Genomic DNA, 11,966 nt, shown 5'->3' with positions numbered 1-11,966 from the left:
TTTCTCTGAAATTTGGCTCCGACCCCTTGCCCAAAGGCCGGCACGCGTATTAAGCGAAATCATAGAGATTCTATCAAGAGCCTGCTTGAACTGAACCTTGGCCATGGTCGTGGGTGTATGCACGGTAGAATTATTCATCTCGGGGAGTCAATCGCTTAAAGACAAGCGGCAGGTCATTCATGGGCTCAAGGACAGGCTTCGAGGCAGGTTCAACCTCTCCGTCGCCGAAGTGGACGCTCAGGACCTCTGGCAGAAGGCCGTCTTTGGAATGGCTTGCGTCTCAAATGAGGGTAGTCACGCGAACCAGGTGCTTGAACAAGCGTTGAATGTGATCAAGAGCATGCCCGAAGTCGAAGTGGTCCGAACCCAATTAGAATTGCTCTAAGGATGTTGCGAAAGCCTTCCACCGTCGTTCTCGCATCGCTCAAGGTCTCAACGTACCAACCGCGTACGCCTCGACCTTTCGCTCGCTGCGGCCTTGCTGGAAGGGATTTTTCAGCATCCTCTGCGGTCTTACTCCCAAGGGTCGCACGATATTTGTGATTAGCGACGTCGGAATACCAACATGTCGAAGACGACCTATAAAAGAGCAGACCGGGTGGCCGACCAGATCAGGATGGAAGTGGCGGATATTCTCATGCGAAAAATCAAGGATCCCAGGGTTCATGATGTGACGGTCACCGATGTCGAGCTCACAGGGGATTTACGCATCGCTCATATTTTTGTCACGACCATGGAAACGGGCGAGGCTGAACGAGATGTCTTTGCCGGCCTCTCGAAAGCCAGTGGGTTTGTGCGATCGGAATTAGGTCGGCGGCTCTCGCTCCGCTACCTTCCGGATGTAATTTTCAAGAAGGATGTCAGTGGAGCTCGTGGTGACCGCATCATGAAGCTCTTGGAAGAATTGCACGGGGAGTCTGGACAACATGAGATCCAGGACTCTCCAAGCAGCGGGCAGAGGATCGCGGATTCCTAGGGTATGGACCGGACAGGCATCACAACCAACCACGGGGACGATCTGGAGGGAGTCCTCGTTGTCCACAAGGAAGCGGGCTGGACTTCACACGATGTTGTGGCCAAAGTCCGTAGCATATTGCGGGGCGGCAAAGTCGGTCATGCCGGCACGCTGGACCCTGATGCCACTGGTGTCTTGCCCATCCTAGTCGGGCGAGCCACGAGAATCGCTGAATACTTGATCAATTGGGATAAGGAGTATCGCGCTGTCTTGCGGTTAGGCGAAACGACCGACACCCAGGATGCAACCGGGCAGGTTTTGACCAGAGTCGATCCATGTGAGGTGCCTGAGGACGCCCTCCAGGCGGTGATCGCCCGATTCCGAGGAGTACAACAGCAACTACCGCCGATGTATTCAGCCGTGAAAGTGGATGGACAGCCGCTCTACAAAGCGGCGAGAGCAGGAAGAACAATCCCTCGGGCAGAGCGGTCGATCGCGATTCATCAGCTGGAGATCGTAGGGTTTCACGGCCGCGACGTGGTCCTGCGCATTGTGTGCTCAAAAGGCACCTATGTACGCACCCTCTGTGCCGATATCGGACAGGCCTTAGGGGTAGGTGGGCATCTCCTTACCCTCGAACGTCGCCGTGTAGGACCATTGTTGATCGAACAGGCAATGACGATCGATCAAGTTAACGGCCATCTGGCGGCGGGAACGCTCAGAAAACAATTCATTTCGTTGGACCAACTCCTGTACCAACTCCCGGCGGTGGTGGTGAACGCTGAGCAAGCGCAGCGTGTCCTGCATGGCTCGCCTATTTTTCCGGTGGGAGCCGGGCAACTGTCCTCTTCTTCCTCCGCTATTTCCGTGCGTCTGAAGAATGAAGCAGGTCAGTTGTTGGCCATCGGAACTCACGATGTCGGCCGTGTGGGGCCGATTAGAATTCGCAAGGTCCTGAGTCTCTTGAGTCATTAATGCGGAAGGAGCAGGTATGGCATTACTGAAAGAAGCAAAGGGTGAACTCATCAAGCAATATCGGCAGCATGACAAGGATTCCGGATCGCCGGAGGTGCAGATTGCCGTGTTGACCACCCGGATTACGTATCTCACCGAGCATTTCAAGAGCCATAAAAAGGATCACCACTCGCGGCGTGGGTTGTTGCAACTGGTCGGACGCAGACGACGGTTGCTGGACTATCTCCGCGATGTCGATGACGCTCGTTACCGAACGGTGATCGATCGACTCGGCATTCGCAAATAACCGGTCGTACCAACAGCGGCATTTTCCGCCGACACAGCATCATTCGGATGTGCCACAGATGAACACCGACATGCGCTCACGCGCACCGCGCCGTGTGAAAGTGAAAAGTTATCAAGTTCCCCAGGAGCCTCTGACCTTCAACTTTTTAACTTGTCGCTTGCGGTTGAGCGTATCTCAGTGGGCATCTGTGGATCTAACCAGAGGAGACCATAGATGATACAGGTCGTAGAAATCGATATTGCAGGTCGGACACTCCGTCTCGAAACCGGTCGTGTCGCCAAACAAGCTGATGGATCAATTTGGGCCTCGTACGGCGACACCGTCGTCCTGGCGACGGCCGTGGCCGCGCAAACTGCCAAGCCGGGTATAGATTTTCTTCCGTTGACCGTCGACTACCAGGAAAAGGCCTATGCTGCCGGGAAAATTCCCGGGGGGTACTTCAAACGCGAAGGTCGACCGGCTGAGAAAGAAGTTCTGACGAGCCGCTTGATCGATCGCCCGCTTCGTCCACTCTTTCCGGAAGGCTATTACTTCGAAACACAGGTCATTGCCTCGGTCCTCTCGGCGGATAAGACCGGTTCTTCCGATGTCATCGGCATCACGGCGGCATCAGCCGCCCTCGCTGTGTCGAACATTCCTTTTAATGGGCCCGTCGCGGGAGTGAGGATCGGTCGGGTCAACGGCCGGCTTGTCGTCAATCCTGACCTCGAAACCATGGAGCAGAGTGAGCTGCATCTGGTAGTGGCAGGTACGGCGGACGCGGTGATGATGGTGGAGGCAGGAGCCAATGAATTGCCCGAGCAGACGATGCTCGAGGCTCTGGAATTGGCTCACGTCGAGATTAAGAAGATCGTGCAGAAGATCGATGAATTGGCCAAGAAAGTCGGGAGGGCGAAACGGGAGGTTATTGCGGAGTCGATCGACTCTGCGCTGCAAGCCGAGATCAAGACGTTGGTGGCACAACCGATTCGCGACGCCATCATGATTGCCAATAAGACAGCCAGACAGGAGCGGTTGGACCACGTTCTGGCCGACGCGATTGAAAAGCTGAAGAAGCCGGATGATCCCTCGAGGGAGCGGCATATCAAGATTGTGTTCCATCAATTGGAATATACGGAAGTCCGGAAGATGATTTTAGAAAATCGTACACGCGCCGACGGCCGCGGCCCAGCCGACATCAGGCCGATCACCTGCGAGGTCGGTGCCCTGCCGCGCGCGCATGGTTCCGCGATCTTTACCAGGGGCGAAACACAGAGCTTGGCAGTGGTGACGCTCGGGACGACCGACGATGAGCAGCGCATCGACGCCTTGGAAGGCGAGTACACCAGGACATTCATGCTGCACTACAATTTCCCGCCCTTCAGCGTTGGTGAGGCGCGGCCGCTCCGCTCTCCAGGAAGGCGTGAGGTCGGGCACGGAGCCTTGGCTGAACGGGCGTTGAAGCCTGTGATTCCGAACAAAGATGTGTTTCCTTACACCTTACGGATTGTTTCTGAAATTCTGGAATCAAATGGGTCTTCATCGATGGCAACCGTGTGTGGTGGAACGCTGGCCATGATGGACGCCGGAGTGCCTATCAAGGAACCGGTCGCCGGCATCGCCATGGGGTTGATCAAAGAAGGGGACGACGTCATTATCCTGTCGGACATACTTGGCCTTGAAGATCATCTTGGCGATATGGACTTTAAGGTATGCGGAACCAAGAACGGCGTGACGGCGCTTCAAATGGACATCAAGATCGGCGGCATCACCACGGCGTTGATGCAACAGGCCTTGGAACAGGCCCGCACGGGGCGCCTCCACATTCTCGACCGCATGTCCAAAGGGCTTGCGGGTCCCCGCACCGACCTGTCGGCGTTCGCGCCTCGCATCTACACGATGAAGGTCAAGCAGGATAAGATTCGGGACATTATCGGTCAGGGCGGAAAAACCATTCGAGGGATCCAGGCCGACTGTGGCGTCAAAATCAACGTTGAGGACACCGGTATTGTGACCATCGCCTCTGCGGATGGCGAGTCGTTGCAAAAAGCCAAGGAAATCATCAACCGCTTGACCGAGGAAGTTGAAGTCGGGAAGGTCTATATGGGGACGGTGAGAAAGATTATGGACTTTGGGGCATTCGTGGAAGTGTTGCCTGGTACGGATGGATTAGTTCACATCTCGCAATTGGCGCATCACCGCGTGAAAGCCGTAGCCGACGAGGTGGCCGAGGGCGATCAGATTCTCGTGAAAGTGCTGGAGATCGACAAGCAAGGCAAGATCCGGCTCAGCCGGAAGGAAACCATCCCTGCGCCGACGGGAAGCGGCGCAAAAGATTCAGCGAGCGGATAAGACTTGTACCGCAAGCTCATCCTCGATAACGGAATTCGCTTGGTCACTGAGCGCATTCCGACCCTTAAATCCGTGACGATCGGTATCTGGGTCAATACGGGCTCTCGCGATGAAAGTCCCGCAGAGGCCGGGTATTCGCACTTCATTGAACACATGTTCTTCAAGGGAACGGCTACCCGTTCGGCGACGGATATCTCGCGAGAAATCGATTCGTTGGGAGGCGAGATGAACGCCTTCACGACACGTGAAACGACGACGTTCTACGTCAAGGTCTTGGATCAGCACTTGCCCAAGGCGTTGGATCTGCTGTCGGATCTGTTCCTGCGATCTCGTCTGGGTCGGAACGAAATGGAAAAAGAGAAGCAGGTGGTGCTTGAAGAAATCCGCATGGTTCAAGATGACCCGGAGGATCTGGTCCAGGAACTTCATACCAAGTTGGTGATGGGGCGACATCCCTTGAGCCGGCCTATCTTGGGGTACGAATCCACCATCGTTCGGATGAACCGGTCGAATCTCCTCGACTATATCGACGCCCATTACCGTCCGGAAGAAATCGTGGTGGCGGTCGCGGGGAATTTTGATCCATATCAGCTTGAAAAAACCATGGCTCGTACCTTTGGTCGGTATCGCAAGTCCTCAAGCTACCTGCATCGCAAACGGTGGCCTCCTGAACTCCAGGGTGGCGTGATGATGAAACAGAAGCCGTTGGAACAGGTTCACCTCTGTGTGGGATTCGAGGGCGTTGAAGCGGGTCATAAGGACCGCTATGCGGTCTATGCGCTGAACGCGGTGCTCGGCGGCAGCGTCAGTTCCCGGCTTTTTCAAGAGGTCCGAGAGAAACGAGGCTTGTCCTATTCGATTTACTCCTTTCTGTCCGGCTATTCCGACGGCGGTACCATTACGGTCTACGTTGGAATTCGAGCACGAGAGGTTGAGCGCGTCCTGGATTTGGTCCACCGTGAAATTCGAAAACTGACCAGACATGGTCTCGATGGTCACGAACTCAAACGCACGAAGGATCAGATGAAAGGCAGCCTCATGCTGAGTCTGGAAAGCTCACATAGTCGGATGAACAAGCTTGCCAAGGATGAGCTGATTGCCGGGACCCATACGACGCTGGAGGATCTGATGATGGAGATCGACGGCGTGACCGAGCAGCAAGTATTTCACACCGCCCAGCGCTTGTTCGTCCATGACCGCATCGCGTTGACCGGATTGGGTCCTCTTTCCTCCCGGCAAGTGCGGGAGTTGAACGCAAGCTTTTCGTAACCGTCTTTGATGCCCATAGGCTCCGTTTCATGGGCATTTCACGACGGATTCATATTCATTGACATCGTGACGCGAATTTCTTTACATTAGAATCCATCGAACATGTCCTTGACAGGACATCGCCGTTTCAGTACCGTTCCCGTGCCGGTTGGACAGCTTCCCGTTTCTGTTTGGGTGGAGGCTAGTGGAGAACGTGAATTCCCCAAAAGCTTTGCAAAATCTTTGATTGAGCGACTTCAGAATCGAGGACGGATAACGTCTCAGACTATCGGGCTCAAATTTGATGCAAGGAGGGAAACGTATGAAAAGGGCTGTCATTCTAGCTGCCGTGACGGTGTTTTCGGGGTTCGGCTTGCTAGCGACCGGGGTCTCCCTAGCTGCCGACATAGAGCACTTAGGCCTCGCCGACGCAGTGGTTGGAGGAAAACCGCTGAAGGCTGAAGCCGCGGCCAAGACGCTGCAAGGTCGTGTCTGGTCGCAGTGGGCGGATAACCCGGATGGAGAACTCCTGTTCGGGATTCAATATTGGAATACTGGAGAGCCGGGATCGGGCACGCCTGCGGGCCGATCATCAACGACCTTCGACGTGAAGCCACCTGACCCGTTGTTCAGCTGTTGTGCCTGGGGTTTTACCGGTGGCAGTGAGAAAAATTCAACCTATTCAGGCTGGTACCATGCGGCCTCGACGGTCCGTCTGGCGGTCAAGGATAAGGCGCTGATGGACCAAATCATCAAGGCCTCTCAAGAATTGGTCGCCATGGAGGTCACGCTGGACGGCAGAACCATCACCGGCTTCAAGGTGATTAAGGAATAGCCACTCTCAATGTCGAAGATGTTGTTGAAGGAGGACGTGATCATGATGTTGCAGAAGCGAGGTGCAGCCGTTCTGGCAGCCGTTGCGCTGGTCGTCGGTATGGGTTCGACTGCCTCGGCCATTGAATCATTTCAAGAGCGATTCGAGTGGGGCGATATGAGCAAACCGACCACGCTTCAAGGTCGGGTGATCGTGCTTGATCCCTACGATGAAGCAGTGTGGATCAACATCGCCGTATTCGGCGGGAATGCCGAGAGCGGCTTGTTCTGGCAAAAAGTTCATCCGGGGAAAAATGTGAAGTTCTATGCCGATAAGTCCGCATGGCAAGAGTTGAAGAAGATGGGCCGGTCTCATGCCGGGCCGGCAGCAGCAAAAGAAGTTCCCCCAGGCAGTACGACGGATTTGATCGAATTCGTTGTGACAGAGACTGAGCAGAATCATCGGGTGATTTCATCGGTGAAGAAGATTCCCGAGGTGTCCGGCTCAATGGGCAAGCCGGTGAGCATGTCCGCGCTTCGGCTCAAGGATTGTGTCGGGAAGAGTGAATACGATAAGCCTTGCGCAGCAGCCAAGCAAGATCTTAACACGTCGCCGGTTTCTCCCGATGGGAGTAACGTCGGGATGCAGTACGATGTGATGCTTCCGGGAGGGAAAACTCTCGGCGGTCTCGTTCCATGGACCGCTCAGTATAATCGACCGCACTGAAGGCATCTCCCAGATGCAAACGGGCGGCCTCCCGAAAGGGACGCCGCCCGTTTTGTTTTCACCAGCCTGCGCAGAAAGCCATGTGGTCATGCAGTGCGTAGACTAGCATGGAATGTCCTACCTATGGTATCTCTACGGATACATTTCTGTATCTGATCTGATACCAATTATGGCGATCACCCTTCCCATCGCCGTTGTCTCCACATCATCAATCCATCTCCGTTCACTCTGTGGCCATCGACTTTGCGTGAGTCGCGCTCCTGTGTTCCGGTTTTTGCATGGCAGGCATTGGCATTGCTGTGGTTGAGGAGACGACCAATGGTTACGATCTATCTCTCCTCAACTTACGATGACCTCATAGACTACAGAACTGTGGTCTACGAGGCGCTGCGCAAGGCCGGTCATCAGGTCACTGCGATGGAAGAGTATATCGCGGCGGATCAGCGACCGGTGGATAAATGTCTAAACGAATACAGGTGAGTCTCACCGGAGGAAAGCCATGTACGCCTGCTTCATCAGCTACTGTCACGGACAGCACGACTTAACGAAGGCTTTTATCAGCCAGCTCAAGCAAGCCTTAAAGAGCTATCTCGAACCGTACATGGACGAGGAGGTCTATATCGACGAGGACCGCTTAAAGCCGGGCTACCAGTACAACGAGGAGTTGGCATCGGTGATTTGCAAGAGTGTATGCATGATCGTCGTGTACTCCCCGAGGTATGAGCGGCACAGTTACTGTGTACGGGAGTTTGAAGGCATGAGGCTGGTTGAGCAAGAGCGCAGAGCCAAATTGGGCAGTGCGTGGTCGCCGGCACACGGGATGATCATTCCGATCATTTTCAGAGGCGATCCAGCCAAACTCCCAGACGAGATTAAGGCGCATCGGCACTATTGTGACTTCACTCGGTTCACCACTGCTGACACGGACATCAGCAAGAACCCACAATACATAACGGAGATTGAGAAGATCGCCAAGGCTATTTACGAACACGTGTCCTCATTTGAGGCATCGGGTATTGAACTGTGTAGCGACTGCATCAATTTCCGCCTTCCTTCCGAAAACGAGATCCCGACGTGGAGGTCGCCTGCCCAACGGCCTCGGGCTGTCTTTCCAGGACGTGAGCCACAGTCATGAGCAAGAAAGACGGCTCAGGCGAGATCATCACGTTTTACTCTTATAAGGGCGGCACCGGTCGGTCCATGGCTCTTGCTAATGTTGCGTGCTTGTTGGCTTCCCAACAAACACAGGGCAAGGGCATCCTGATGGTCGATTGGGACTTGGAGGCTCCAGGACTGCACCGCTTCTTTCAGGGCAGATTCTCCGAAGAGGTGGCGGAGTCGAAGAACATCAGGCGTCCGTTTGACGAATTGCCTGGCCTGATTGATCTCTTTATGACGTTTGATCAGCAAACTCCCGATGGGCCGCCGGAGACTGACGAAGAGGCGACCGAGAGAGCAATTCGTTGCCTGAAGGGCGTTCAGCTCGATGACTATGTGGTTCATACTAGCATTCCGTACTTGAGCCTGATGAGGGCCGGTCGCTTCGATCCCGAATATTCAACGCGGGTCAACACGTTCGATTGGGAAAACATCTTTAACCGATCGCCCCTGCTAATCCAACTCTTTGCCGAGCACCTGGCGGGGCGCTACCGGTATGTCTTGATTGACTCCCGCACCGGCCTCACCGACATCAGCGGCATCTGTACCACGCTCATGCCGGAGAAACTGGTTGTGGTCTTTACGCCTAACCGACAAAGTCTGACCGGAGTCATTGATCAGGTGAGAAGGGCGACCCGCTACCGACGCCAGTCTGATGATCTAAGACCCCTGCTAGTGTTTCCACTTCCTTCCAGGATTGACATCTCGGAGCCGAGGCGTCGTGATGCATGGCGCTTCGGCGATCTTCGGGCCGGCATCGAGGGTTACCAGCCGCTTTTTGAGAAGCTATTTAAAGAGGTGTACCACCTATCGCAATGTGATCTATCCGGGTATTTCGACGAAATCCAGGTACCGCATGTACCTGCCTACGCATATGGGGAAGAAATTGGTGCCTTGGTCGAGCGCAGTGGAGATGCTCTATCGATTACGCGCAGCTACCAGTCGTTGTGCGAAAGGGCGATCAATGGCGACAATCCTTGGAGTGAACCGCCGCAAGCAGCAAGCGTGGCGAAGATTGCGGAGGCCAAGACTCAAGCAGCCGAAAGCAGCAGGGCCGCGGATATTCAAGCAAAGGAAGCTCATAGGGCAAAACGCATTGCCCAAGTGAGCCTATTGGTTGCAGGGTTGTTGATCCTTCTGGCGGGTGCCATCGGCGCCTGGTTGTGGAAGGAAGCCTTGACGGTCGAAGGTGGGATACTGATGGCGCAATCAACGTTCATGAGCATCCATATGACCCCGCAGATGGAAACTGTTCCCGGCGGCACAGTTGAACAGGGTGACACGCATGGACGAGGCAGGAACGACGAGCAACCAGTCCACAAGGTGACAGTCAAACCGTTTGCGATGGGGAAATCTGAGGTCACGTTTGACGAATACAAGCGGTTCGCCTTGACCGCCAAGCGGCCGGTGCCCCATGATGAATATTGGGGCCGTGGCCGGCGGCCGGTGATCAGTGTGTCGTGGCTGGACGCGAAGGACTATGCGGACTGGTTGTCCAAGCAAACCGGCAAACGGTACCGCCTGCCGACGGAATCGGAATGGGAATATGCAGCTCGTAGCATCGCCAAGAAGGAGGACCATATTTGGGCAGGAACCTCCGAGGAGACGCAGTTACCTGATTATGCAGTGTATAACGCAGCGAAAACAGAGCCAGTCGGTACCAAGAAGCCCAACGCGCTGGGGCTCTATGACATGAGCGGGAATGTATGGGAATGGGTGGAAGATTGCTGGCACAACTCTTACAAGAACGCACCGACTGATGGATCGGCCCGGTTAGGGACGAATGGCGGCGACTGCGGCCGGCGCGTGATCCGTGGCGGTTCCTGGGGCAACGAACCGGAGAGCCTGCGTGCGTCGAACCGGAGCAGGGACAATGCCGGCGGCCGGAGCAACAGCATTGGCTTCCGTCTTGCCCAGGACCTTGAGCCCTAACCCTTTGCGCTTTGTTCTTTGACCCTTTGCTCTCCCTATTCTCCGTGACACTCATGTCCGAAAGGGCCATAGGCTTAGTCGAGCGCAACTGGAATAGATAAGAGGGTGCCGATGTCTGCTTCCACCGTGCCCCAGGCGGTGCAATCGTGTCATGAGCTGCTGCTGTGGCTGATTCCGCAGATCGACAAGTTTCCCGAGCCCATCACGTCTTATGCGCTTCCATATAGGCTCGGAGCAGCGCGTTGATGCGAGTTTGGTAGCCACGTCCCTGCGCTTTGAACCAATCCAATACTTTCCGATCCACGCGCATGGTCACGGTGGCTTTCGGCTCGGGCAGGACAAGGGTTGCATGCTTGAAAAACGCTTTCCCGAGTTCGGGAATATCAGAGTAGTCGATGTCATGGTCGGACATCGCGTCAATTTTTTCCCAGTTGGTCTTTGAGCGTTTCTTGGAAGAGGACTTTTTCACGACGATTTGCCTTCCTTAATGAGATGATTCGGATCCTGTCCGAACCTCGCCTTGTATAGGCTACGACCATCAGCCGACCTTGAACCAAGCCTAAGCCCTGCCAGCGTGGGGTTGAGCGATGCCTCCAACGGTCCCCCAGCCTGTGCAATCGTGCCACGAGCTGTTGCTGTGGCTGATTCCGCAGCTCGATAAATTCCGCGCTCGCGCCGCTTCACCTTGGGCGAGCGCCTCGAAATACGGTCGTGGAGGTTTTTGGGAAAAGCCCTCGCCGTTCAAGGCTGCAAGGCGAGCGTGATGCGGATCGCCTCTTCGACGGCGGCCAGCTCTTCTTGGCTCAATGTGTCGATTTTCGATTGCACTCGTGATTTATCCAACGATCGGATCTGATCGCCCAACACACGAGCCGACTTGCCGTTGACGACGACCATGGCTTCACCGGGATACAAGGAATCGACATTGCTGGTAAGCGGCAGGACAACCACGCGAGAGCCGAAGGTGTTGCAGGAATCGTTAGAAACGATCACCGCTGGTCTGGTCTTCTTGATCTCTGACCCAACCGTCGGATCCAGCGCAACCCAGTAGACATCTCCTCGACGGGGTAGCTTCCTCAGTTTGGCCACCCTTCGCCCTCCGTGCTCTTCCAGTCATGCTCCAGTTCTTTCCGCCAACGTTCTTTCCGGGCGGCACGGTAGGCTTCATCGAGGGTCTTCTTGTCCGGATGAAGTTTCGCCCGAACAGCGGAGGAGATGAACGCGCTGATCTTCTTCGGAGGCACTTCCTGCTTGAGTCTTGTGTAAATATCCTCATCCATCGTGATGTTCAATCTGACGGCCATTGTTCCTCCACCAAGACATGAATGCTGTATTGTATACAGGATGTATTTTTCTGGCAAGACAACTGATTGCGGCGATCGAGTGGCTGGAACTAACCGTAATCCGAAATAATTTTGACAACAGATCGCATAAACACCGCGGGTGACGTGGCGAACGGGGCGCCCCACCGCGCGCAACGGAAGGGCCCCACTGGGGGATGGGTGGAGTGAGCACGGTGGGGCTGTTCGCCATGACAGGAC

The 11,966-nt window shown here is 55.1% G+C and carries 14 protein-coding genes; 11 read left to right on the top strand and 3 right to left on the bottom strand.

The window, feature by feature from the left end; all coding sequences use genetic code 11:
- Window positions 1–103: 103 nt before the first annotated feature.
- The 11 genes from P0119_01385 (at window position 104) to P0119_01335 (ending at window position 10,425) form a co-directional block, all read left to right on the top strand.
- Entirely contained in the window at window positions 104–385 is a 282-nt protein-coding gene (locus P0119_01385; protein ID MDF0664704.1) for a DUF503 domain-containing protein, read from the top strand.
- Between the two features lie 180 nt (window positions 386–565).
- Entirely contained in the window at window positions 566–976 is a 411-nt protein-coding gene (gene rbfA / locus P0119_01380; GenBank protein ID MDF0664703.1) for a 30S ribosome-binding factor RbfA, read from the top strand.
- 3 nt (window positions 977–979) lie between these two features.
- Window positions 980–1,930, top strand: coding sequence for a tRNA pseudouridine(55) synthase TruB (gene truB, locus P0119_01375; protein MDF0664702.1), 951 nt, complete (start codon window positions 980–982; stop codon window positions 1,928–1,930).
- A 16-nt stretch (window positions 1,931–1,946) separates the two neighbouring features.
- Entirely contained in the window at window positions 1,947–2,216 is a 270-nt protein-coding gene (gene rpsO, locus P0119_01370) for a 30S ribosomal protein S15 (protein ID MDF0664701.1), read from the top strand.
- 213 nt (window positions 2,217–2,429) lie between these two features.
- The gene (pnp, locus tag P0119_01365; protein MDF0664700.1) at window positions 2,430–4,547 is read left to right on the top strand and encodes a polyribonucleotide nucleotidyltransferase; all 2,118 of its coding nucleotides are present in this window, start codon (window positions 2,430–2,432) and stop codon (window positions 4,545–4,547) included.
- Between the two features lie 3 nt (window positions 4,548–4,550).
- The gene (locus P0119_01360) at window positions 4,551–5,816 is read left to right on the top strand and encodes a pitrilysin family protein (GenBank protein ID MDF0664699.1); all 1,266 of its coding nucleotides are present in this window, start codon (window positions 4,551–4,553) and stop codon (window positions 5,814–5,816) included.
- A gap of 301 nt (window positions 5,817–6,117) precedes the next feature.
- On the top strand, window positions 6,118–6,630 hold the full coding sequence (locus tag P0119_01355) for a hypothetical protein (protein MDF0664698.1): 513 nt from the start codon (window positions 6,118–6,120) through the stop codon (window positions 6,628–6,630).
- 42 nt (window positions 6,631–6,672) lie between these two features.
- A complete protein-coding gene (locus P0119_01350) occupies window positions 6,673–7,335 on the top strand; it encodes a hypothetical protein (GenBank protein ID MDF0664697.1) in 663 nt (220 codons plus the stop codon).
- 318 nt (window positions 7,336–7,653) lie between these two features.
- A complete protein-coding gene (locus tag P0119_01345; GenBank protein ID MDF0664696.1) occupies window positions 7,654–7,815 on the top strand; it encodes a DUF4062 domain-containing protein in 162 nt (53 codons plus the stop codon).
- Between the two features lie 19 nt (window positions 7,816–7,834).
- Window positions 7,835–8,470, top strand: a complete 636-nt coding sequence (locus P0119_01340) for a toll/interleukin-1 receptor domain-containing protein (protein ID MDF0664695.1) — start codon at window positions 7,835–7,837, stop codon at window positions 8,468–8,470.
- Window positions 8,467–10,425, top strand: coding sequence for an SUMF1/EgtB/PvdO family nonheme iron enzyme (locus tag P0119_01335; protein MDF0664694.1), 1,959 nt, complete (start codon window positions 8,467–8,469; stop codon window positions 10,423–10,425). Before P0119_01340 ends, P0119_01335 begins: the two co-directional genes overlap by 4 nt.
- 202 nt (window positions 10,426–10,627) lie before the next feature.
- On the opposite strand, the gene P0119_01330 is transcribed toward P0119_01335, so the two are convergent.
- From P0119_01330 to P0119_01320, 3 genes are all read right to left on the bottom strand, one after another.
- Window positions 10,628–10,894 (bottom strand): BrnA antitoxin family protein, encoded by a 267-nt coding sequence (locus P0119_01330; protein ID MDF0664693.1) that lies wholly within the window; start codon window positions 10,892–10,894, stop codon window positions 10,628–10,630.
- Between the two features lie 272 nt (window positions 10,895–11,166).
- Window positions 11,167–11,514: a type II toxin-antitoxin system PemK/MazF family toxin gene (locus tag P0119_01325; GenBank protein ID MDF0664692.1), complete on the bottom strand. Its 348-nt coding sequence runs from the start codon at window positions 11,512–11,514 to the stop codon at window positions 11,167–11,169.
- Window positions 11,502–11,729: a hypothetical protein gene (locus tag P0119_01320; GenBank protein MDF0664691.1), complete on the bottom strand. Its 228-nt coding sequence runs from the start codon at window positions 11,727–11,729 to the stop codon at window positions 11,502–11,504. Before P0119_01320 ends, P0119_01325 begins: the two co-directional genes overlap by 13 nt.
- Between the last annotated feature and the right edge of the window lie 237 nt (window positions 11,730–11,966).

This window comes from Nitrospira sp., from assembly GCA_029194665.1.
Taxonomy (GTDB): domain Bacteria; phylum Nitrospirota; class Nitrospiria; order Nitrospirales; family Nitrospiraceae; genus Nitrospira_D.
This window is presented reverse-complemented; position numbering and strand designations above follow the sequence as displayed.